Genomic DNA, 23,000 nt, shown 5'->3' with positions numbered 1-23,000 from the left:
AGGGCTCACCGCTCCAGCAGGGAGAAGCGCAGGGTGCCCACGAGGTCCACGGTCTCCTCGAGGCCCGTGATGTCGTCGCGGGCGAACGGCGTGGGCGTCTCGGTCAGCAGCGGCACGATGGGGACCTCGTGGGCCCCGATCTGCTGGACGCGGTGCAGCATCGGCACGCGCTCCTCGGCCGACGCCTGGTGCTGCTGGGCGAGCAGCTCGTCGACCTCGCCGTTGGCGAAGACGCCGAGGAAGCCGTCGGAGCCGTAGAACGGCGCCAGGTACCCGTCGGGATCGAAGTAGTCGGGGTACCAGCCGAGCAGGAACATCTGGTACTGCCCCGCCTGGGCGGGCCATGCCTCCCCGACGAACTCCTCCCACTCGGTGGACGTGACGGTGACCTCGAACAGGCCGGTGTCCTCCAAGGTCTCCTGGATGGCCTCGGCCAGCGCCGGCTCGGTGGGACCGTACTGCTCCCCGGCGTAGTGGAGCTCGACCGCCACCGGCGTCTCGACACCCTCCAGGAACGTGGCGGGATCCTGCTCCTGGTACTGGGAGAAGAAGTCCGCCGACGCCGGGAAGCCCGAGGGGACCATGGAGTCGAGGGGTTCGGCCCGGCCGGCGAAGACGTCGTCCACGAGGCGCTCACGGTCGATGGCCGCCGCTACCGCCCGGCGCACGTTGGCGTCGTCGACCGGGGCGAGCAGGGGGTTGAAGACGAGGTAGCGGATGAACGACCCCACGCCCTCCACGGCCTGGATGCCGCCGGCCTCGGCGAGCTCGGCGCGATGGTCGGGTGCCAGCTGCCGGAAGGCCACATCGATCTCATCCTCGAGCAGCGCCTGGGCCAGGTCGCCCGAGGACGGGAAGAAGCGCAGCACCACGCGCTCGTTGCGGGGCGCCTCGCCCCAGTAGTCGTCGAACGCCTCGAGGGTGATCTCCTCGTCCTCCTCGACGTCGACCAGCCGGTAGGGGCCCGTCGCGACGAGCTCCTCGTGCACGAAGCCCTCCGCCTCGACGTCGGCGTCGGTGTCGGCCTCCGTGGCCGGCGCCGTGTAGTCACCGTCGGACGGGACGATCGTCGCCACGGGGTAGGCCAGCCGATCCAGGAAGGTCGCGGACGGGGCGACGAGCGTGATGGTGACCGTCCGCTCGTCGGGGATCGCGATCTCGGCGACGTCGGCGAGGAGGAACGCCGCGCCGTCCGGGTGACCTATCGCGAGCACGCGCTCGAGCGAGAACTGGACGTCCGCGCTGTCCAGCTCGGAGCCGTCGTGGAAGGTCACGCCCTCGCGCAGCACGACGGTGTAGGTGAGCCCGTCCTCGGAGACGTCCACGGCCTCGGCGAGACGGGGCGTCGCCTCCGTCGCGCCGGGCTCGAACCCGACCAATGTGTCGCCGAGGTTGGCGAGCACGGTGGCCGAGTAGTAGTCGTGGACCGCGGCCGGGTCCAGCGAGGTGACCGCGTCGGTCGTGCCGACGATGATCTCGCCGCTGTCGCGCTCGGCCGGTTCGTCCTCGGGCTCGTCCTCGACCACCGGCGGCTCGGTGTCCTCGTCCACGAGCCCCTCGTCGCCATCGCCGGTGCAGGCCGCAGCCACCACCGCCACCATCGCCAGGACGGCGACACGGCGCAGCGCGCGCTCCCCCATGAGTGTGCTCTCCTCGTCTCGACGGTACGTGACCACGCGGGCCCGCCTCGTGGGCGCGTACGGGGAGGCTACAGTGGTTTTCCCGTGCTCGGCCGGTGCGGGGCCTGCACACACACGACTGGACCATTGCGTGGCGACGAGACGAGGGGCTGGGGTCGGCATGCCGGAGCTGGCCGGCGCCTGCGAGCGCATCGAGCAGAACATCGGCGTCGTCGTCGAGGGCAAGCCGGAGGTCATCCGGCTGGCGCTCGTGGCCCTGCTGGCCGAGGGTCACCTGCTCCTGGAGGACGTCCCCGGGGTCGGCAAGACGCTGCTGGCCAAGGCGGTCGCACAGTCGATGGCCTGCAGCGTGCGGCGCATCCAGTTCACCCCGGACCTACTGCCCAGCGACATCACCGGCGTCACCGTGTTCAACCAGGAGCGGGGCGACTTCGAGTTCAAGCCGGGCGCGGTGTTCGCCAACGTGGTGCTCGGTGACGAGATCAATCGGGCGGGCCCAAAGACGCAGTCGGCGTTGCTCGAGGCGATGGAGGAGCGCCAGGTCACCGTGGACGGGACGACCTACGAGCTCGCGGTGCCCTTCATGGTCATCGCCACCCAGAACCCCATCGAGCTGGAGGGCACCTACCCCCTGCCCGAGGCGCAACGCGACCGCTTCCTCATGCGGCTGTCCATCGGGTACCCCTCCGCCACGGCCGAGCTCGAGGTGCTCGACGTGCACGGCGGCGGCGACCGTCTGGGCCAGCTGAAGGCGGTCGTGGACGCGCAGGAGGTCGCCGAGATGGTCCAGGCCGTCCGGGCGATCCACGTCGCCGACCCCGTGAAGCGCTACATCGTCGACCTCGTGCGCGCCACCCGTGAGCATCCCGCCATCGAGCTCGGCGGGTCACCCCGTGCCTCCTTGGCGCTGCTGCGGGCCAGCCGGGCGATGGCCGTCACCCTCGGGCGTGACTACGTCGTGCCCGACGACGTCAAGACGCTCGTCCATCCCGTCGTCGCCCACCGCCTGATCCTGGCGCCCGAGGCCCAGCTGGGCGACCAGGGCACGCACGCCGTCCTCGACGAGCTGCTGTCCATGGTGCCGATCCCCGCGGCCCGCTAGCGCCATGACCGCTCGCGGTGTGTCCCTGCTGGTGGCCAGCGTCCTCGCGTGGGTGCTCGGCCGGCTCCTGGGACTCCAGGAGCTGTACGTCGTGGCGGCGACGGCGGCCGCCTTCGTGGCGGTCGCCGCGGTGGCGGTGCGCCTGTCCACCGCCACCGTGTCCGCCCACCGGTCGCTCGGCCAGGCTCGGCTCCGCACGGGTGCGTCGACCGAGGTGGTGATGCACCTGCGCAACGACTCCCGGCTGCCCGCCTCGGTGCTGCTGGTGGAGGACGAGTGCCACCCGGCGCTCCGAGGCGAGGGCGCAGGCGGCGATCCCCGCTTCGTCGTCTCGGGGCTCGGACCCGGCCGCCAGGCGTCCTTTCGCTATGCGGTGCACGGGCGCCGACGCGGCCGGTACGCGGTGGGCCCGTTGCGCCTGCGCCTGCGCGACCCCTTCGGCCTCGCCGAACGGGTCCGGCACTACCCCGGCAGCGTCGAGGTGGTCGTCTACCCGCTGGTCGAGCCGCTCGGGGAGGGCATCACCCGCGGCAACCACCGCGGTTCGGAGGCCAGCGACACGCGGCGGCTCTTCAGCTCCGGCGAGGAGTTCTACACGCTGCGCGAGTACGTCATCGGCGACGACCTGCGCCAGGTCCACTGGCCGTCGACCGCGCACCGGTCCAAGCTGATGGTGCGCCAGCAGGAGCTGCAGTGGCAGCCGGAGGCGGTGCTGTTCTGCGACACCCGCCGGGCGGCGCACCACGGGACGGGCGTCGACTCGACGCTCGAGCGGGCCGTCTCGGTGACGGCGAGCCTGCTCTGGCACCTCTCCGACCACCGCTACGAGGTCCGGCTGGCCACCGAGGAGGACGCCCGCCACCCCGTGGCGGCGCCACGCGATGCCCTGCTCGACCGTCTCGCCGAGCTGGAGCCCACGCCCATCGAGGGGGTCGGCCCGGCCCTGTCCTGCCTGCGCGGCGCAGAGGCCGGCGGTCTGTTCTGCGCGGTCGTCGCCCCTCCCCCGGGGGCCGATGCCGTGGCGCGGCATCCCGACGTCCGCGCCCTGCTGGCCTGCGGGCGTCGCTTCAGCGGTCGCCTGGCGGTGGTCGTCGTGCCCCCCGACGACCCGGGCGCGCGGGGAGCCGGCCTGGCCGGCCTGCTGACCGCCGCCGGGTGGAGGGCCGTGGTGCTCGGCCCCGGTGACGCCCTCGCGGCCCGCTGGCCCGAGCTGGTGGCGCCCCGGCGGCGGCGCACGACGGGAGCGCCCCGATGAGCACCGGCGTGCGCGCGCGGCCCACCCCGCCGTCGGGCGGGGCCCCGGCCCCACCCCCCGCCGCCCCACCGGCTCCGGCCCCCCCCGGGCCGGACCGCAGCCGCGAGGCACTGCTGGTGCCGCTGGTCCTGATGCTCGCGACGGCGAGCCTGCCGCTCGGCCGCGTGTTCATCGGATGGGGCTTCCTGCGGCCGGTGCTCGGCGCCGTGGTGATCGTCGTCGGGCTGTCCTTTGCCTGCCGGAGGACCGGCACCGGCCCCGTGCTCGCGCTCGGGATCAGCGCGCTCGGATGGGCGGTGTTCGTGAGCACGGTGTTCCTGCGTGACACCACGCTCCTCGGGGTGCTGCCGACGCCGGGGACGTTCGACGGCTTCCGAGCGCTGTGGCTGCACGGGTTCGAGCTCATCGCCAGCCGGCCTCCACCGACCTTCGCCGAGCCGAGCCTGCTGCTGCTCACCGTGACGGGGATCTGGGCCCTGACCCATGCGGTCGACGGGATGGTCTTCCGGCTGCACGCACCCGTGAAGGCCATCCTGCCGGCCCTGGGGCTGTGGCTGGTGCCGTTGCTGCTCACCGTCGGGGCGGGCACCCCCGCGGTCTGGACCGTGCCGTTCCTGGCGGCGTCTGCGCTGCTGGTGCTGGTCGCGACCGGCACGGAGATGGGCCGCTTTGGCCCGGGCGTGCGGCCGACGGGCACGACCTCGTCGATCGCGGCCCTGGGGGTGCTCGTCCCGGCCGGCACGCTCGTCGCCGGCATCGCCATCACCCTCGGCGTGCTGCTCGCTGCGACGCTGCCCGGCTTCGACGACCCCCCGTGGTACGAGCTCGGGGGGATCGGGGGCACGACCCTGACCACCAACCCCATGGTGTCCATCCGCAGCAACCTGGTCGCCACCGACCGGGGACCGGTCATGCGGGTGACCGCCGAGCCCCGGCAGCGGCCCGTGTACCTGCGCACCACGGCGCTCGACCAGTACAGCGAGACCGGCGAGTGGACCAACGCGGGCATCCGCGGCACCCCGGTCTCCGGGACGGACGGACGGGTGCCCCCCGAGTCCAGCCCCCTCGACGCGCGGCTGGTGGACGTCGAGGTCGAGGTGGTGGACCTGCCAGGCGCGGTCCTCGTGCCCGCCCCCTACCTGCCGTTGGCCGTCACCGGGCCGGGGGGGTTCCAGTTCGACGGGCGCCTGGCCACGCTCACGACGGCTCGGGGCGCGACCCTGCAGCCCGGTGACCGCTACCGAGTCGCCGCGGCGGTTCCCGAGCCGGACTACGAGACGCTGCGTGCGCTCGACTCCGCGCCGCGGGCCGAGGACGTCGCCTTGCCAGCCAACGTGCCGCCGGAGGTCACGGCGCTGGCGCGGGACATCGTCGCCGGCGCCGGCGCCCGCACCCGATTCGACCAGGCCCTGGCCATCCAGACCGAGCTGCGCGGCTGGCAGTACTCGCTGGAGCCCCCACAGGGCCACAGCGGCGACGCGATGCGCTCCTTCATCACCAACCGTGTCGGGTACTGCGAGCAGTACGCGGGGACCATGGCGGTGATGCTGCGCGCGCTGGAGATCCCGGCGCGGGTGGCCGTGGGCTTCACCCCCGGCGAGCAGTCCCCCGACGGGACCTACGTGGTGACCAACGGCAACGCCCACGCCTGGGTCGAGGTGCACTTCCCCGGCCACGGCTGGCAGGCCTTCGAGCCCACCCCCCGCGACGACGGCAACGTCTTGGTGCCCTCGGTCGAGAACCCGGCGCCTGGGCTGACCGAGGCACAGGAGGCCACCGCCGAACCGGTGGAGGTGCCCGAGACCCCCGAAGACCCGGCCGTGGCACCCGAGCTGGCCGAGGACGTGCCGACCGACCGGGACGAGCCCGCAGACCAGGCAGCCGCCGGGGCCGTGGACGCCGACGACGGCCCGGGGATGGGCCGGTGGCTGCTCGGCCTCCTGATCGCGCTGGCCGGGGTGGGCGGGGTCACCGGCCTGGTCGTGCGCCGGCGGGCGGACCCGGCGCAGCCGCCGCTGACCCGGGTGCTCAACGCGCGTGCCCGCGTCGAGACCGTCGGGCGCGGCCTCGGCATGGGGTCGGTCGCCTCGGAGACCGACCACGAGTACCTGCAACGGCTCACCGGGACCTCCACCGACCCGGCGGGGCCCGCCACCGCAGTCGCCCTCGCCCGCCGGGTCGAGCAGGCGCGGTACGCCCCCCAGGTCCCGCTGTCGGCCGCGGAGGACGCCGAGGCCTCCGCCGTCACCCTGCGGGGCCTGCTGCTCGCCGGACGGTCGGCGCCGGGGCGGGCCGCCGTGCTCGCGCGGGGGGCCGCGGCAACCGCCGGCGCCCGTCTCAGCACCTCATGGCGATCGCTGCGCGACCGCCACACCCGGCACAGCTGAGCATCGCCCTCGCAGGCTCGGAGCGATGCACCTCTCAGCGGGCGGGCCCGTGCGCTTCGCGGGCGACTGCGCCGCGGCTAGGGGCCGTGCTAAGGTTTGGGCTCGTCGTTCCGGCCGCGCTTGTCCTGCATGAAACGGTCGAAGCCGCCCCGCAGCTGTCCGCTGAGCCCGCTCGTGTGGCCCTGCCCGAGGCGTTTCAGCATGTTCCCGCCGTAGACGGCGCTGGCGAGCATGACGGCGAAGCCCACCACGCCGAACACGATGTGGACGATGAAGGCCAGCATCAGCAGGAAGCCGATGACGAAACCCGCCACCGCGAGCTTGATCTGCCGCCGTGCCTGCGACGAGACCGTCGTCGTGCCGACGGTCTTGGCGAACTTGGGATCGTCCTCGCGCAGGCGTGCCTCAATATCCGAGAGGATCTGCTGTTCGCGGTCCGAGAGAGGCATTCGTGCTCCGGGGGTCGTCCGGCTCACCAGTATACGGATCCACTACCGATTGTGCGTCAACAGATCGAGCGCCGCACCCCCAATTCTGACCATCGTCCGCCGCGGTGCGGGACGCGAGCGCAAGCGGGCGGTCTCGCCGGGCTAGCGACCGGCGAAGCGGGGTTCGCGGCCCTCGGCCGCGGCGGCGACGGCCTCACCGAAGTCCGCTGACCCCAGGCACGCCAGCTGCGCACCGCGCTCCGCCGCCAGCGCCACGTCCCGGGTGGTCCCGAGACCGCGGCGCATCAGCCCGGGCACGGCCCCGGTGGCCACGGTGGGACCGCGCGCGAGCCGGACGGCGTAGGCGTGCGCCTGACCGTCGAAGTCGTCGCCGTGAAGGACCGCGTCGACGGCCCCCCAGGCCAACGCCGTCGCGGCGTCGAGGTCCCTGGCCGACACGGCGAGGTCGATGGCACGCGACAGGCCGACCAGGCGCGGCAGCCGGTAGGTGCCTCCCAGATCCGGGAGGAGTCCCCACCGCGCTTCCCGGAACCCGATGCGCACGTCCGGGGCCGCCACGCGCAGGTGGCAGGCCAGCGCCAGCTGGCAGCCCGCCCCGATGGCCGTGCCGTTGAGCGCGGCCACCGTGGGCACGGGCAGGTCCTCGAAACCCGTGAACGCCTGCTGCAGCCAGGCGATGCGGTCGTCGTCGAAGGCGCCGGCCCCGGCGATCTGCTCGCCGAACAGGGCCAGGTCGAGCCCGGCGGAGAACGCCCCACCCGCGCCGGTCACCAGCACCGCTCGGCAGGTCCCGTCGGCGGCGGCGGCCGTGGCCCGCCGGGCCGCGTCGTGCAGGCCCGCGAACACGCTCAGGTCCATGGCGTTGCGCTTCTCGGGGCGGTTTACGGTGACGACCCCGACGTGGTCGGCGCCGAGGACGAAGGTGACGGACCCGCCCGAGGCGGCGCCTGCCGGTGGAGCACTCATCGGGGCCCCCACGGATCGGGGCATCCTGGCGGACGCCAGCATGCTGCCATCAGCCTTCGTCGAGCAGCGCCCCCGCGGGTCACCGATCTCCCGCCGAAGCGCAGCTTCAGGGTGACCGTCCGCCCGCTCACCCCGTCCCGGCGCAGGCGCGGGGCGCGAGATAGCCCGCGACCTGGTCGTCGGGCGCTGGTGGAGCCGCCGTCGCTGGACGAGGCGTTCCTCGACGTCGCCGGTGCCGGACGCCTGTTCGGCCCGCCCGTGGTCATCGGTGAGCAGCGGCGCCGGCGGATCCGCGACGACGAGCTCGATTGCCCGCCAGCGCCGGTCGCCTGGGCCTTGTGGGCAGTCACGGGACGGTCGTGAAGCCCTGCTGCGCGAAGTCCTCGTCGAATGCGAACGCGGTGGTGACCCCCTCGGTGCGCATCATCGCAAAGCTCACCCAGTCCACCAGGGAGACACGCCGCCGGCCGGCCGCCAGCAGCGCCGTCACCGCCGCGCGATGCAACGCCTCGTCCACCCAGCGGACACGGAGTCTGGGGACCAGCGCATCATGGAGTCCTCGCGCCGCCTCCATCCCCAGCCGTCGCTGGACGAGCGCGGTGGTCTCGACCAACACGTAGCTGTGCGTGCTCATCGCGGTCGCGGGGTTGTCGTCCAACACGCCGGCAGCCCGACCATGGTCGGCATCGTTGGGGTCCAACAGTGCGTACAGGGCGGACGTGTCCACGAACAGGCTCATTCGTCGGCGAAGATCGTGTCGAGATGGTTGTCGTGACCGCGCGCCACGTCGTTCCGACCGTCGTCTGACGGATACCGCCCCACCACGGTGAGCGCCCGCTGGTGTGCTGTCTCCGGGAGCGTCGCCACCACCAGGTCGACTCCTTCCCGGACCAGTTGGGAGATGGACACGTCGCGTTCGGCGGCCATTGCCTTCAGGGCACGCACCTGCATGGCGGTGAGCTGGACCTGCGTACGAATCATACCATCATGATAACAGATATCTGCCATCATGTTCAGCCGGCGAGCATCCCTCCCGCGACCCCTTTCCGCTTGGTGTACACCGCCGACGTGGTCCTGCCGGTGATCAACCTGCGCCAGCAGGAGTTCTGGGTCCCCGACCCCTCCGCACCGTGGGGGTGGCTGCGCGCTGGATGCACACCGCAGCCTGCGGATACGCGCGGCCTTCGCTCGCTCCGAGTCGAGGCTGGTGAGCGCAACCTCGTGAAGGCCGTCACCTGTCAGGGTGTGGGCGTGTGGATGCCGCCGGCGACGCCAGGGGGTCAGTTGCCGGAAGCGCTTCGGGGAATCGCAGTTCGTCGAAGGGCGAGGGCGTCCTCCACTCGACCCGCCGACTGTTCAGAGACACAAGGGTGCACCTGGCCGCGCACGGGCTCCAAGGAAGATTCGACGGCAACGTCTCTGCCGCGGGGGGTGCGCAGTGTTCCGGGTGGGCGTCACCGGTGCGGCTTGTCGCCACATCGCCTCAGGCGTCGCCCAGTTGGCCGTATGTGAGCGAGTCGATCTCGAAGGCGACGACAACGGCCTGGCGCTCGAGCGACTCCCCGCCCTCACGTGCGTACTGCAGGTAGCAGGCGGCGTCCCCATTGAGCTCCGCCACCTCGTCGAGCAGGTCCGGCGTCACCTGCTGGCTCAGCATGGCGTGCGCCAGGCGGTACAGGTCTGCGGCCGGGCCCGGTGGCGCTTCGGCTCGCAGCAGGCCGATGCGCCCGGCGGCCGACGACGCCTCCTCGGGGAACTGGGCAGCCAGCCCGGCCGTGGCTGCCTGCACGGCGGGCGGCGACCACCCCGCGTGCCGTGGCGATCTCCACGAGGAAAGGAACGGTGTGGGCGGTGGCTGAGCGAGCTCCAGGGCACCGCATGCAGGTCGTCCAGGATGGCGCCCCTCCTTTTTCCGGTCGACTTCGGACGGGCCGCCCCGCCGGAGGGGCCTCGCGACCCACGCGTCGGAAACTCGAGAGACCGATGTGCCGATGTCTGGCCCGGGGTGGCATCCCTACCCCCAAGTTGGAAACTCGTGCTGGCGCAGGTTGATCACTGGCACGACGACATCGGCTGTGTACAGCAACGGCCGGAAGGTGGGCGCCGGTGCACGCAACTCAGTCATGACCGTGACGTCAGCGTGCCAGAGGACCGCCATGCCAACCGGTCCAGACGCCGACTAGCCATCGGCTAGCCCTCCCGATCGTCGAGCAGCGCCCCGCGGGTCACGGACCCTCCGCCGAAGCGGTCGCGGGCGGTGTCGGCCGCGCGCTCCAGGGGACCCCAACGGTCGTCGCCGAGCAGGCCGAGCTGGCGGGCGCCGTCGCTCGGGACCAGGTTGGTCACCCCGAGGCCCACCAGGCGGACCCGCGCGCGCTCCAGGCGCAGGGCGTCGAGCAGCGCAGCCGCCTCGCGGTGCAGCTCGCTGGCCTGGTCGGTCGCCACCGCCAGGGTGCGGGACCGGGTGATCGTCGAGAAGTTGGCGTAGCGCAGCTTGAGCGTGACCGTTCGCCCGCTCACCCCGCCGCGGCGCAGCCGCGGAGCGACCCGTTCGGCCAGGCGCAGCAGCTCGACCCGCAGTCGCGCGGGGTCGTCGACGTCGCGCTCGAAGGTCTCCTCGGCGCTCATGCCCTTGGCCGGCTCGTGGGGCACGACCGGGCGGGGATCCTCGCCGCGGGCCAGTGCGGCGACGTGCCCGGCGGCCGACCGGCCGAGGATCCGAGCGAGCGTCGCCGGGGTGGCGACGCGCAGGTCCCCCACGGTGCGCAACCCGAAGCGCTCCAGCCGCGCGGCGCTGGCCTGCCCCACCCCCCACAGGTCCCGCACCGGCAGGGACGCCAGGTAGCCGACCACCCGGTCGTCGGGCAGGTGCAGGAGCCCGTCCGGCTTGGCTTTGCCGCTGCAGAGCTTGGCGAGGAACTTGTTCGAGGCCACCCCGACGCTGGCGGGCAGGCCCAGCTCGACGCGGATCCGCCGGCGCAGCTCCTCGCCGATGGCCACGGGGGTGCCGAACAGGCGTACGGAGCCGGCGACGTCGAGGAACGCCTCATCCATCGACAGCGGCTCCACCAACGGCGTCACGGACAGGAAGATCTCGCGCAGCTGCGCGGAGACGGCGGTGTAGGCGGCGAAGTCGGGTGCCACGACGACCGCGTCGGGACACAGCCGCAGTGCCCGGGCCATCGGCATGGCGGATGCGATGCCGAGCGCACGCGCCTCGTAGGAGGCGCTGGCGACCACGCCCCGGCCCCCGGTGCCGCCGACCAGCACCGGCCGGCCGGCGAGCGTCGGGTCCCGGCGCACCTCCACCGACGCGTAGAACGCGTCCATGTCGACGTGCAGGATCCGCTCGCCCGGCGGGGCGGTCGCGGTGGTCAACGACGTGGCGGCCAGTCGATCTGCTCGGCGAACGCCGCCGCGTCCACACCGAGCAGGACACTGGCCTCGATAGGTTCGTAGGCGCCCCCGGCGGAGCGGGCCAGCCAGTACAGCGTGCGCGAATGCGGATCGGCGACCACGAGCTCGTCGACCTCGTGCGCTGCGTAGAACGCCAGTTTCGCCCACGTCTCGTCGTCGGGGGAGACGATCTCCACGACCAGCGCCGCCGTGGCCACCCAGGTCCCCGACGGTGCTGCCCGATGCAGTCCCCGGTCCGGGACCCTGTAGTCGTCAGGGTGACCGAGGTTGAACGGGCCGCTGCCGACCAGGCCGGCCGCCCGCGCCAGCGGGTCGAGCAGCACCGCCAGCTGCTGGTCGAGCACACCGTGCGCAGCATGCGGGGCCGGCGCCATGTGGTAGTCCCCTTCCCACACCTCGTCGTACAGGTCGGCGCCAGTGGCACGACGCTTCTCGAGCAGCGCCGCCAGCTCGTCGGGCACGGGTCCCATCACGACCGTTCGCATCACTGCCAAGGCTATCCTCCCGCCGATCCGCCGGAGGCGTGCCACAGCCTGCGGGGCGCCGGTTCGTCCCCGACTGCGGGCCCACGGTCGGAGGTCGGGTCGGCGAGGGCCGCGTCGAGGGTGCCCGCCTGCCACGCCCGCATGAGCCGGCGCAGGTCCCAGGCGGTCTCGGCGTTCACCGACACGCCGCGGGCGCCGGCGCGGCGCACCGTGCCCTCGACGACGAGCAGCCACGAGTGGAACACCGTGGCGGCGCAGCGGGCGTGGACGGACTCGAAGAACGCCGCGTCGGCGATGCCGGTGGCGTCGTCCAGGGAGCAGAAGATCACCCGCTGACCGGACTTGACCGGGGGGGTCTGCGTGGCGACCTTCACCCCCGCGACGCGGACCCGCTGGCGGTTGCGTGTCGCCGGCAGGTCGATCGCCCGGGTCACGCCGAGCAGGTCGAGCAAGGCGTCGTAGAAGCGGATGACCGGGGTGCTGGCGTCCAGGCCGAGCACCTCCAGCTCGGCGCGCACCGCCTCGCTGGCGGTGTACTCCCCCAGTCCCGCCGGCCCCGCATCGGGAAGCAGCCCGAGCTGTTCGGGACCACCGATCGACGTCGGCCGGTGCCGTGCGACCCCTGACCAGCGCTCGGTGACCTCCAGCAGCAGGTCACGGCGGGTGACCCCCGGCCCGCGCAGCCCGTCGAGGGCCCCGACGTGCGCGAGGGCCTCCGCCACCGGCGCACTCAGCGCCGCCCGCCGCCGCAGGTCGCAGACATCCGTGAAGGGCCGCCCTGCCAACAGGCTCTGGATCATCTCTCCAGAGATCCCGGCCACGTCCTGCAACCCCAACCGGATCCCGAACCGCTGGCCCGCATCCTCAGGATCCACCCCGAGATCCAACCCCCCGGGCGGCACCAGCCGCCCATCCATCCACCGCCACCCCGCCGGCCCCCCATGAACACCGAGCAACGCCAACGCCAACGCAGAAGGGACGCGCTCCACCCGGTACTCCCGCGCCGAACGGTTGACGTCGAGGGGCAACACGCACACCCCGAACTGCCGCGCGTCCTCCAGCAGCAGCCGCCGGGGGTACATGCCGGGGTCGTGGGTGAGCAGGCCGGCGACGAACTCGGGCAGGTAGTGGCGCTTCAGCCACGCGGAGCGGTAGGTGGGCACCGCGAACGCGGCGGCGTGGGCCTTGCAGAACCCGAACGAGGCGAACTGGGCGAGGGCGTCCCACAGCGAGACGGCGGTCTGCTCGGGGATGCCCCGCTCGGCGCAGCCGGCGAGGACCCAGTCACGCAGGTCGGCGGCCTCGTCGGGATCGCCGAGTCGCCGGCGCACGAGATCGGCGGTGGACAGGTCGCAGCCGGTGACCGCGGCGACGCAGCGCATGACCTGCTCGTGGTAGACGATCACCCCGTAGGTCTCGCCGAGGGCCCGCTCGAGCAGGGGATGCGGATAGACGACCTTGGCCTTCCCCAGCCGGCGTTGCAGGAAGGGGGCGATCATGTCGCCCTTGACGGGCCCGGGACGGAACAGCGAGATGTCCACGACGAGGTCGCCGAAGTGGTCGGGCTGGAACTTCCCGATCAGCTCGCGCTGGCCGGGCGACTCGATCTGGAACATCCCGAGGGTGCGGGTGGAGCGGATCAGCTCGTAGGTGGGGTCGTCGTCCCACGCCACCTCCTCGAAGTCGAGCTCCACGCCGCGGGTGCGCACGACCTCCTGCACGCAGTGCGCCATCGACGAGAGCATCCGCACGGCGAGCACGTCGAGCTTGCACAGGCCGAGCGCCTCGACGTCGTCCTTGTCGAACTGCGCCATGGCGAAGCCGTTGGCGCTGCGCTCCAGGGGCACGACGTCGCGCAGGGTACGGTCGGCGAGGAGCACGCCGGAGGGGTGCAGGGCGACGTGGCGGGGCAGCCCGTCGAGGCGCTCGACGAGGTCGAACAGCAGCCGCAGATGATCCCTGTTCGATCCCCGCCCCCCGGCGACCGCTTCGCGGCCGCCCTCACCCGGGTCGAGGTGCAGGCCGGCCAGCTCCGGCAGGGTGTCCAGCGCGGCGCGCACGTCGCGGGCGCGGATGCGGGGGAAGGCCTTGGCGATGGCGTCGATCTCCACGGACGGCAAGCCGATCGCCTTGCCGACCTCACGGATGGCCATGCGGGCCTTGAAGGTCTCGACCATGCAGACGCAGGCGACCCGGTCGTCGCCGTAGCGGGCGAGCAGGTCGGCGTAGATGTCCTCGCGGCGGGCGCTCTCCACGTCGAGGTCGATGTCGGGCAGCTCGTCGCGGTAGGGGTTCATGAAGCGCTCGAACGCGAGGTCGTGGGCGATCGGGTCGACGTCGGAGATGCGCAGGCAGTAGCAGACGAGGCTGCCGGCCGCCGAGCCGCGGCAGGCGACCATGATCTGCTTGTCGCGGATGCGCTCGACGATCTCGGCGACGGTGAGGAAGTAGGGCGCGAGGCCGAGGCGGGCGACCATCGCCAGCTCGCGGTCGAGCAGGTCGCGGTGGCGGCGGCCCGGTGCGGCGTAGCGCTCGGCGAGGCCGGCCTCGCAGCGGGCGCGCAGCTCCGCCCCGAGCAGGGTCGCGGCACGCAGATCCCCGCCCGCCGGGCTCCGCTGCGCTGCGCCCGCTCCCGTGAAGTCGGGCACCCGCAGCTGGCCCAGGCCGAGGTCGACCCGGCAGCGGTCGGCGACCTCGGCGGCGTTGACCAGCGCATCGGGCCGCTCGGCGAAGACCTCGTGCATCTCGCCGGGGCGCTTGAGGTATCCCTGGTCGTTGCGCCGGCGGGTGTGGCGGGGGTCGAGGGGTACCTGGCCGCGGATCGCGTCCATCACGTCGGCGACGCGGGCGTCGGCGGGGTCGAGGTAGCGGGGCGCCTGGTGGGCCACCGCGGCCAACCCGAGACGGTCGGCCAGGGCGAAGCGGGCACGGGCACGGGCGTCGTCAGCGGGTGCGCGATGGTGGGTGACGCCGACGAGGACGCTCGCGGGACCGACGAGGTCCATCCAGCGGTGGGCCTCCACCGCAGCCGAATCCGGCCGACCGGCGTCGAGCAAGCGCCCGACCGATGAGTCGTCGGCGAGCAGCACGACCATCCCGCCCCGGCCGACCCAGCGCTCCAGCTGTGCCCAGGTCGCGTGCGGCTCCCCCCGTGGCGAGGCCAGGTGGTGGTCGGTGACCAGGCGGCACAGGCCGGCGTAGCCGTCCTGGGTGCGGGCGATCAGCGTCACCCGCGCGGGATCACCCTCGAGCCACTCCGGGCCCGACCCGGGTCCCTTCGCCGACCCGGTGCGGGCCCGCCGGTCGGCCCATCCCGCCCGGGCCGGGTCGTGCACGAGCGCGAGGTCGGCGCCGATGATCGGGCGCACACCGATCGCCGCGCACGCCTGGGCGACCCGCACCGCCCCGTACAGGCCCCCGCGGTCGGCGATGCCGACCGCATCCATGCCCCGCTGCGCCGTCGCCTCTGCCAGCTCACCAGGCCGGATCACCCCGTCGCGCAGGGAGTACGCGGTCGTGGCCGCGAGGTGCGCGAACCCTCCCACTGCTCATCTCCTGTGGTCGGGCGGGGGAAGGGACCGCCAGTGAGATCGAACTTGTGTTCGTTGAACAGTAGCGGGTCGGCGGGCCGGACGCACGCGCGCCCAGGGGTCAGAACACGCCGGGGTCCACCATCCCTACCCGGACGACGCCAGCAGCGCCTCGACCACGTCGGGCACGAACGTCTGCTGGTCCATGGGCGGGCGCGCGTAGTCGCCGACACCCGTGCGCGGGGGCAGGACGAACGGCTCGGCCCAGCGCTCCCGGGCCTCCAGATCCATCGGGGACAGCTTCCAGCGCTTGGTCGGCTCGTCGATGCGCGCCTGGAAGCGGCGTTCCTGCTCCTCGTTCGACACGGTGAACCAGTACTTGATCAAGATGGTGCCGGAGCCCACGAGCATGCGCTCGAAATCCGGGCAGGAGTGCAGGAACTCGTCGACCTCCGCCCCTCGAAGACCACCACGACCCGCAGACCGTGGGTGTGGACCCACTCCTGGAGCTTGACCAGCTCGAGCTGCAGGTCCCGCAGCAGTCGGTCGTAGACCGCCCGCCGCAGCTTGCCGGATGCGTTCAGCACGTCGTCCTGAGCCATGTGGCTAGCCGATCGACACGATCGTCGCGCCGACGTCGACCAGGTCGTAGAGCTCGACCACGTCGGCGTTGGTCAGGCGCACGCAGCCCTTCGAGGCGTTGGTGCCGATCGAGCGGACGTTGGCGGTGCCGTGGAAGCGGATCGCCGGGGCGTTCCAGTTGAGGGCGCGGACCCCTAGCGGGTTGTTCACGCCCGGCCCGATGCGGGCCGGCATCCCGCTGCCCCAGCCCCTCGGGGACGGGTTCACCCACGTCGGCATGTGCCGCTTGAGGGTGATCTGGTAGATCCCGGTCGGCGTCGAGTGGCCGGACTCACCCACGGCCACCTGCCAGCTGCCGATCGGCTGGCCGTTCTCGTACAGCTCGAGGGTGTGCGCGCTCTGCCGCAGCAGGAGCACCTGCCGGAAGTCCGAGGCGGCGCGCTCGGCCTCGACGGGGTGCACGGCGAGGTCGACCCGGTCCCCCCCGTCTTCCAGGGCGGCCATGAGCTCCGTCACGGCGGCGTCGGTGTCCAGGACCTGCCCGTTGGCTTCGGGCGCGATCTCGAAGGACTCCCCGATGACGTGCAGCTCGGCGTCCCGGGCGGGCACGTGGATCTCGGCGGCGGCCTCATCGACGAAGGCCTGCGCCCCGGCCACGGAGTGCATCACCGTGACCTCGCGCTCCAACGAGAACGAGTCGCCGAAGAAGCGCATGCGCGCCATCGCGGCCAGACCCGGCGCCCGACTGGCTTCCATGGCGTCGGTGACCACGGACTGCGCGTCGGTGGTGGACCCGAGCTCGCGTGGGGTGGTGCGCCACACCTGACCGTCGCCGTGCAGCGTGACCGTGCGGTCGAGCTGCTCGGCGGTCGTCGCCTCGAGCGCGGCCACCGCCTCCTCAGCGGTCATCCCACCGAGATCGACCCCGGCGACGGTGACGCCTGGCAGGAGCCGGCCTTCGTGCTCGGTGGCGTAGGCATGCGTGCCGTAGGCGATCCCCGCGCCCAGCAGGGCGACGACCAGCGCAGCGACGAGGGTCGCCCACCAGGCGGGTCGCGGGACCCGGCCCCCGTCTACGAATACTGACACACGTCCACCTTCCAGAGGTTGCAACCGACTTCAGACGTTACCGCAGGGGCTACTGCTCGCACTACTGGTCGTGCCCGCCGTCGCGGTTCCCTAACCGGCTGCCGCGGCGTGAGGTCGACCAGCGGGTGCCCACCGCGTAGGCTGTGGACGACTCGCCCGACCCCCGTCAAGGAGCTCGTGCACATGGAGCCGGTGTACAGGCCTGTCATCGGTGGGACGGTCGCGTGGTTCAAGCTGATGGGGTGGGACATCGACGTGCGCGGCGGGCACAACATCCCGGCGCAGGGGCCGGCGGTGGTCGCGACCAACCACGTCGGGTACCTGGACTTCATGTTCGTGGGCTACGGCGCGCGCGAGCAGCACCGCCTGGTCCGGTTCATGGCCAAGAAGGAGATCTTCGACCACCCGGTCGCCGGCCCGCTGATGCGTGGGATGAAGCACATCTCCGTCGACCGCTTCGGCCGGGCGGACGCAGCGGTCCGCGCCGCCAGCAACGCCTTGCGCCGCGACGAGGTCATCGGCATGTTCCCCGAGTCCACGATCAGCCGCTCGTTCGTGCCGGCCGCCGGCAAGACCGGCGCGGCCCGGATGGCGATGAGCGCCTCGGCCCCGTTGATCCCCGGTGCGGTGTGGGGCTCGCAGCGCATCCTCACCAAAGGCCGTCCCCGCAACTTCCAGCGCAACGTGGCGATCACCGTCGAGTTCGGTGAGCCCATCGCCTACGAGCCCGACGACGACGTGGGTGAGGTCACCAAGCGGCTGATGGCGCGCATCGGCGAGATGGTCGAGGGCGCCGCCGCGGCCTACCCACAGCAGCCGGCCGGCGCGGACGACCGCTGGTGGCTGCCCGCCCATCTGGGCGGGACCGCCCCCTCGGTGGCCGAGGCCGAGGAGATGGCGGTCGCCGAGCGCATCGAGCGCCGCGCCCGCCGGCAGGCCGAGCGCGCCGAGGAGCGCGAGGACGGCTAGTCCCCCCCCCCGCTTGGTCAGGCCTGGTCAGGCCTGGTCAGGCCTGGACCGACACGATCGTCGCGCCGGTGCGCACCAGGTCATAGAGCTCGACCACGTCGTCGTTGGTAAGGCGCACGCACCCCTTGGAGGCGTCGGTGCCGATCGAGTCGACGTTGGCGGTGCCGTGGAAGCGGATGGCGGGGGCGTCCCAGTTGATGGCCCGCACACCGAGCGGGTTTCCGGGACCCGGGCCGATGCTCGCGGGCATGTTCGCCCCCCATCCCGCCGGCGAGGGGTTCACCCAGGTGGGCATGTGCCGCTTGGCGGTGACCGTGTACTGCCCGGTCGGCGTCGGATGGTCACCCGTGCCCACGGCGACGTCCCAGCTGTGGGCGATCTCGCCGTCCTGGTACAGGTACAGCTTGTGCTCGCGCTGGCGTACGAGCAGCACCTGGTCGAACGCCGCCTGGGTAAGCTCCGCCGCGACGGGGTGGACCTCCAGCGCGACGGCGTCGCCCCCCTCGGTCACCGCCTGGAAGAGCGCCTCCGCCCCCCCGGCCGTGTCGAGAGCTTGCCCGTCGCGCGCCGCGGTGATCTCCACCCATCCCGAGGATGCGTCCAGTGTGGCGTCGACCGGATCACGGTTGACCTCCTCGGCGACCGTGTCGACGAACGCCCGTGCCCCCTCGTCGGAGTGCCGGACGGTCACCTCCCGCTCGAAGTCGATCTGTTCGTCCAGCCAGCGCATCCGGGCGTACTGCATCCACCCGGGGTTGGCGCTGGCCTCGACGGCTGCGGTCACGGCCTGCTCGGCGTCGCTGGTCGCGCCCAGCGCCCGGGGGGTGGTGGTCCACTCCTCGCTCCCCCAGGTGAGCGTGACGGTGCGCTCCAGCTCGGGGGCGATCGCGTCGTGGACGGCGGCCAGGGCCTCCTCGCCGGTCAGGCCGGCGACGTCGACGCCCGCGACGATCGAGCTGGGCAGGATGCGGCCGTCGAAGCCCGCCGCGTAGCTCGCGGTCTCGTAGCCAACGAACGCACCGAGCCCCAGGCCGCCGAGGCCCACGACGGCAACGGTCACCCACAGCCAGCGACGGCGGTCGTGCACGCGCACCGGCTGCTCGGACCGAGGCGGTTCGTCCGCCATCGGGGCCGGCGGCGCACCATCCAGCACATCTGTTGCCATCGTGCGTCGTGCTCCTGCCTACCCGACTGTGATCGCTTCTGCCCACATGGTCCCCACCACCCACAGGCGACCACCCGCGGAGTGTAGTCGTCCCGCGAGAATCCGACCAACCCCTGGTTACCGTCCGGTAGATGGGGTCTTTGCGACGCATCTGTCGCTCCAACCCAATCTACCGCCGGGTAACCCGAGTCGGGTCGCGTCCGCAGCAGGCTTGACGCGGCCACCCGCGATGTCAGGGCAGGTCGGGGTTCAGGCCGTAACGCCCGATGGCGTCGATCACCAGCTCGTTCTTGACCTCCCCGGTCATCGCGAGCTCGTGGAGGATCGCGACCACGATGGACGGGGCATCGACGCGGAAGTGCCGGCGCAGGGCGGCACGGGTGTCCGACCGGCCGAACCCGTCGGTGCCGAGGACCCCGTAGGGCCGCGGGACCCACCGGGCGATCAACCCGGGGACGGCCCGCTGGTAGTCGGACACACCGACCACCGGGCCATCGACCCCGGCGAGCGCCTCGGTGACGATCGGCCACCGCGGCTTCTCGGTGGGGTGCATCTGGTTCCACCGGTCGGCGTCGATGGCGTCGCGGTGCAGGCCGACCCACCCGGGGGCGCTCCAGACGTCAGCACCGACGTCCCAGTCCTCGGCCAGCATCCGGGCCGCCTCCAGCGCCTCGCCCATGATGCTGCCGCTGGACAGGATCTGGGCGCGCAGCCGGTGGTCGCCCTCCGCGGTCTGGTAGCGGTACAGCCCGCGGAGGATGCCCTGCTCGTCGAGCCCCTCGGGCATCGGCGGCTGGACCACGGGCTCGTTGTAGACGGTGAGGTAGTAGATGACGTCCTCGGGGTCGTCGCCGTACATGCGACGGATGCCGTCTTCGACGATGACTGCGAGCTCGTAGGCGAACGACGCGTCGTACGACACGACCGCGGGGTTCGTCGCGGCCAACAGCAGCGAGTGGCCGTCCTCGTGCTGCAGCCCCTCGCCGTTGAGGGTCGTGCGGCCCGCGGTCGCGCCCATCAGGAAGCCGCGGGCGCGTTGGTCCGCCGCGGACCAGATCGCGTCACCGGTGCGCTGGAAACCGAACATCGAGTAGAAGAGATAGATGGGCAGCATCGGCTCGGCGAACGTGGCGTAGCTCGTGCCGGCGGCGTGAAAGGACCCCATGGAGCCCGCCTCGGTGATGCCCTCGTGCAGGATCTGCCCGTCGGTCGCCTCGCGGTAGGCCAGCAGCATCTCCCGGTCGACCGGCTCGTACTGCTGGCCGTGCGGTGAGTAGATCTTCCACGTCGGGAACAGCGAGTCCATGCCGAACGTGCGCGCCTCGTCGGGGATGATCGGCACGATGCGCTTGCCGAGCTCGGGGTCCTTCGCCAGGTCCTTCAGCAGTCGCACGAACGCCATGGTGGTGGCGACCTCGTGCTTGCCCGACCCCTTCTTCAACTCGCGGTAGACGTCCGTGCCGGGCAGCTGCAGCGGTCGGTGGCGGACCACCCGCCGCGGGATCGCGCCGCCGAGCTCGCGCCGGCGCTCCATCATGTACTCGATCTCCTCCGAGTCCTTGCCCGGGTGGTAGTACGGCGGCAGGTCCCCCTCGAGCTGTTCGTCGGTGATCTCCAGGTACAGGCGGTCGCGGAACTTCTTCAGCGCCTTCTCGGTGAGCTTCTTCATCTGGTGGGTGGCGTTGCGCGCCTCGAAGTCGGGGCCGAGCGTCCAGCCCTTGATGGTCTGGGCGAGGATCACCGTCGGCTGGCCCGTGTGCGCCACCGCGGCCCGGTAGGCCGCGTAGACCTTGCGGTAGTCGTGGCCGCCGCGGTCGAGCACCGGCAGGTCCGCGTCGGTCATCTGGCTCTGGGCCAGGATCCGCTGCAGCTCGTCGCTGTCGAAGAAGTTCTGCCGGATGTAGTCGCCGCCCGCAGCGGTGTACGTCTGGAACTGCCCGTCGGGCGTCTCGTTCATCTTGCGCACGAGCGCGCCTTCGGCGTCGTGCGCCAGCAGCTCGTCCCACTTGCGGCCCCACACGACCTTGATGACGTTCCAGCCGGCGCCGCGGAAGAACGACTCGAGCTCCTGGATGATCTTGCCGTTGCCGCGCACCGGCCCGTCGAGGCGCTGGAGGTTGCAGTTCACCACGAAGGTGAGGTTGTCAAGCTCCTCGCGACCGGCCACGCTCAGGGCGCCGAGCGACTCGGGCTCGTCCATCTCCCCGTCGCCGAGGAAGCACCAGACCCGCGAGCCCGACGTGTCGGTGATGCCCCGGTGGTGGAGGTACCGGTTGAAGCGCGCCTGGTAGATCGCGTTGATCGCGCCGAGGCCCATGGAGACGGTGGGGAACTCCCAGAACTCGGGCATGAGCCGGGGATGAGGGTAGCTCGACAGCCCGTGCGGCCCACCCTCCTGCCGGAAGCCGTCCAGGTGCTGCTCGCCCAGACGGCCTTCGAGGAACGCCCGGGCGTAGATACCCGGCGAGGCGTGGCCCTGGATGAAGATCTGGTCGCCGACCTCCGGGGCGTCGGCGCTGCCCTTGCCCCGGAAGAAATGGTTGAAACCGACCTCGTACAGCGACGCCGACGACGCATAGGTCGCGATGTGCCCGCCCACCCCGATGCCGGGCCGGTTGGCGCGGGTGACCATGGCGGCGGCGTTCCAGCGGATGTACGCGCGGATCCGCCGCTCGATGTACTCGTCACCGGGGAACTCCGGCTCCCGCTCGGGCGGGATGGTGTTGATGTAGTCCGTGGAGGTGAGGGACGGCACGCCGACCTGACGCGCCTGCGCCTCCCGCAGCAGCCGCAGCACCAGGTAGCGGGCCCGCTCGCGCCCGTGGTGGTCGACCACCGCGCGCAGTGAGTCCAGCCACTCCTGCGTCTCCTGGGGATCCGCATCCGGCAGTTGGCTGGGCATCCCGTCGACGATGACCTTCTCGCTCACCGCTGCCTCCTCGTTCACGTGCGCTCTGGGGCTGGCGCGTCGGCCCCTACCCTATTCCGCGTGGGCGGTTCCCGGGGGCGGCGTCAGCCCTCGCGCAGCAGGGCGCGCCACCGCCACCGGGGCGCCGACGAGATCCGCGCACGCTGCGGCTCGGGCGTCGTCGTCGGAGCGGCCGTTGCCGCGCGCCCGCAGGTTGACCGAGAGGTGCACGGTCGCGGTGACGATTTGGCCGCCCTCCCACCCGATGAGCTCACCGCTGGCGGGTGACCGTAACGACGACCCGAGCAGCGCCTTGGCCGCGGTGGCGGCGAGGGCCACGATCACCCGCGGGTCGACCTGCGGCGATCGCGGCGTGCAGCCAGGACCAGCACGCGGTGATGTGCTCGGCCTTGGGTTTGGCGTGGATGCGCCGCTTGCCCCGCGGGGTGAAGTTGGGGTGCTTGACGACGTTGGTGACGTACGCGCCCCCGCGGTCCGTCCCCGCCGCATCCAGGCCCTCCCCGAGCTCGCGGCCGGCGGGCCCGACGAAGGGGTGGCCCTCGCGGTCCTCGCGGTCGCCGGGCTGCTCACCGACGAGCAGCAGCGGGGCAGGCGCCGGTCCCTCGCCCAACACCGTCTGGGTGGTGCCCTCCCACAGCGCGCAGGCCTGACAGCCGGCCACAGCGCTGCGCCGCTCCGGCAGCGTCGGTCGCTCGGGCACCAGGGGGGCTGCGGTCTGCATCGCGACGGTGTGCCCGCCACCATCACGTCGTCCCTGACGCACTGCGTGGACGCCCGTCAAGCGGAAAACCGGATGCCTTGACGTGGGACGCACTCCGCGGACCCCTTCGCGTCAAGCAAAACACCGGCACGGTAGGCCAGCACGGCGACGGGTTGGGTGGCGGTGCAGGCTTGGACCGCAGCCGTACGCCGAACCGTCCGCCCCGGCGCGTCTGCGGACCTGGCTCCAGACGCAGCACGCATGGCAAGGCCCCCGGCGGGGGGGGCCGGGGTGGCGGGTCAGGGGGTTCGTCGGGGCGGCGGCGGGTCGAGCGG

The 23,000-nt window shown here is 72.4% G+C and carries 19 protein-coding genes; 5 read left to right on the top strand and 14 right to left on the bottom strand.

Going from position 1 to position 23,000, the window contains the following annotated elements; all coding sequences use genetic code 11:
* Positions 1-5: 5 nt before the first annotated feature.
* Complete coding sequence (locus tag WD250_06955; protein MEX2619941.1) at positions 6-1,640, bottom strand: ABC transporter substrate-binding protein; 1,635 nt, start codon at positions 1,638-1,640, stop codon at positions 6-8.
* A 160-nt stretch (positions 1,641-1,800) separates the two neighbouring features.
* On the opposite strand from WD250_06955, the gene WD250_06950 reads away from it, so the two are divergent.
* Genes WD250_06950 through WD250_06940 form a run of 3 tightly spaced genes read left to right on the top strand, consistent with a single transcriptional unit; the run spans position 1,801 to position 6,384 of the window.
* Positions 1,801-2,742, top strand: coding sequence for a MoxR family ATPase (locus WD250_06950; GenBank protein ID MEX2619940.1), 942 nt, complete (start codon positions 1,801-1,803; stop codon positions 2,740-2,742).
* 4 nt (positions 2,743-2,746) lie between these two features.
* Positions 2,747-3,997, top strand: coding sequence for a DUF58 domain-containing protein (locus tag WD250_06945; protein MEX2619939.1), 1,251 nt, complete (start codon positions 2,747-2,749; stop codon positions 3,995-3,997).
* On the top strand, positions 3,994-6,384 hold the full coding sequence (locus WD250_06940) for a DUF3488 and transglutaminase-like domain-containing protein (GenBank protein ID MEX2619938.1): 2,391 nt from the start codon (positions 3,994-3,996) through the stop codon (positions 6,382-6,384). The genes WD250_06945 and WD250_06940 overlap by 4 nt, the downstream gene beginning before the upstream one ends.
* Before the next feature lie 89 nt (positions 6,385-6,473).
* On the opposite strand, the gene WD250_06935 is transcribed toward WD250_06940, so the two are convergent.
* Together WD250_06935 and WD250_06930 are read right to left on the bottom strand one after the other, a co-directional pair.
* The gene (locus WD250_06935) at positions 6,474-6,860 is read right to left on the bottom strand and encodes a DUF3040 domain-containing protein (GenBank protein MEX2619937.1); all 387 of its coding nucleotides are present in this window, start codon (positions 6,858-6,860) and stop codon (positions 6,474-6,476) included.
* Between the two features lie 114 nt (positions 6,861-6,974).
* Positions 6,975-7,799, bottom strand: coding sequence for an enoyl-CoA hydratase/isomerase family protein (locus tag WD250_06930; protein ID MEX2619936.1), 825 nt, complete (start codon positions 7,797-7,799; stop codon positions 6,975-6,977).
* 189 nt (positions 7,800-7,988) lie between these two features.
* Here WD250_06930 and WD250_06925 point away from each other — a divergent pair, with 189 nt between their 5' ends.
* Positions 7,989-8,162: a hypothetical protein gene (locus WD250_06925; GenBank protein ID MEX2619935.1), complete on the top strand. Its 174-nt coding sequence runs from the start codon at positions 7,989-7,991 to the stop codon at positions 8,160-8,162.
* Here the strand turns inward: WD250_06925 and WD250_06920 are convergent.
* From WD250_06920 to WD250_06885, 8 genes are all read right to left on the bottom strand, one after another.
* Positions 8,146-8,526 (bottom strand): PIN domain-containing protein, encoded by a 381-nt coding sequence (locus WD250_06920; protein MEX2619934.1) that lies wholly within the window; start codon positions 8,524-8,526, stop codon positions 8,146-8,148. The two genes, WD250_06925 and WD250_06920, sit on opposite strands and share 17 nt — an antisense overlap.
* An 8-nt stretch (positions 8,527-8,534) precedes the next feature.
* The gene (locus WD250_06915) at positions 8,535-8,780 is read right to left on the bottom strand and encodes a CopG family transcriptional regulator (GenBank protein ID MEX2619933.1); all 246 of its coding nucleotides are present in this window, start codon (positions 8,778-8,780) and stop codon (positions 8,535-8,537) included.
* A 502-nt stretch (positions 8,781-9,282) separates the two neighbouring features.
* Positions 9,283-9,588 (bottom strand): hypothetical protein, encoded by a 306-nt coding sequence (locus WD250_06910; protein ID MEX2619932.1) that lies wholly within the window; start codon positions 9,586-9,588, stop codon positions 9,283-9,285.
* A gap of 401 nt (positions 9,589-9,989) precedes the next feature.
* Positions 9,990-11,177 carry a DNA polymerase IV gene (locus WD250_06905; GenBank protein MEX2619931.1) on the bottom strand — a complete coding sequence of 396 codons (1,188 nt, stop codon included), beginning with the start codon at positions 11,175-11,177 and terminating at the stop codon, positions 9,990-9,992.
* Entirely contained in the window at positions 11,174-11,701 is a 528-nt protein-coding gene (locus WD250_06900) for a Uma2 family endonuclease (protein ID MEX2619930.1), read from the bottom strand. Before WD250_06900 ends, WD250_06905 begins: the two co-directional genes overlap by 4 nt.
* Positions 11,702-11,712: 11 nt before the next feature.
* Positions 11,713-15,246 carry a DNA polymerase III subunit alpha gene (locus tag WD250_06895; GenBank protein ID MEX2619929.1) on the bottom strand — a complete coding sequence of 1,178 codons (3,534 nt, stop codon included), beginning with the start codon at positions 15,244-15,246 and terminating at the stop codon, positions 11,713-11,715.
* A 132-nt stretch (positions 15,247-15,378) separates the two neighbouring features.
* Positions 15,379-15,732: a hypothetical protein gene (locus WD250_06890; GenBank protein MEX2619928.1), complete on the bottom strand. Its 354-nt coding sequence runs from the start codon at positions 15,730-15,732 to the stop codon at positions 15,379-15,381.
* A 105-nt stretch (positions 15,733-15,837) separates the two neighbouring features.
* The gene (locus WD250_06885; protein MEX2619927.1) at positions 15,838-16,902 is read right to left on the bottom strand and encodes a L,D-transpeptidase family protein; all 1,065 of its coding nucleotides are present in this window, start codon (positions 16,900-16,902) and stop codon (positions 15,838-15,840) included.
* A gap of 183 nt (positions 16,903-17,085) precedes the next feature.
* Here WD250_06885 and WD250_06880 point away from each other — a divergent pair, with 183 nt between their 5' ends.
* A complete protein-coding gene (locus tag WD250_06880; protein ID MEX2619926.1) occupies positions 17,086-17,871 on the top strand; it encodes a lysophospholipid acyltransferase family protein in 786 nt (261 codons plus the stop codon).
* A gap of 37 nt (positions 17,872-17,908) precedes the next feature.
* On the opposite strand, the gene WD250_06875 is transcribed toward WD250_06880, so the two are convergent.
* The 3 genes from WD250_06875 to WD250_06865 form a co-directional block, all read right to left on the bottom strand.
* Positions 17,909-19,036 carry a L,D-transpeptidase/peptidoglycan binding protein gene (locus WD250_06875; GenBank protein ID MEX2619925.1) on the bottom strand — a complete coding sequence of 376 codons (1,128 nt, stop codon included), beginning with the start codon at positions 19,034-19,036 and terminating at the stop codon, positions 17,909-17,911.
* A 232-nt stretch (positions 19,037-19,268) separates the two neighbouring features.
* Positions 19,269-21,938, bottom strand: coding sequence for a pyruvate dehydrogenase (acetyl-transferring), homodimeric type (gene aceE / locus WD250_06870; protein ID MEX2619924.1), 2,670 nt, complete (start codon positions 21,936-21,938; stop codon positions 19,269-19,271).
* A 277-nt stretch (positions 21,939-22,215) separates the two neighbouring features.
* A complete protein-coding gene (locus WD250_06865) occupies positions 22,216-22,686 on the bottom strand; it encodes a uracil-DNA glycosylase family protein (GenBank protein MEX2619923.1) in 471 nt (156 codons plus the stop codon).
* Positions 22,687-23,000: the final 314 nt, after the last annotated feature.

This window comes from Egibacteraceae bacterium, assembly GCA_040905805.1.
Classification (GTDB): Bacteria; Actinomycetota; Nitriliruptoria; order Euzebyales; family Egibacteraceae; genus DATLGH01.
This window is presented reverse-complemented; position numbering and strand designations above follow the sequence as displayed.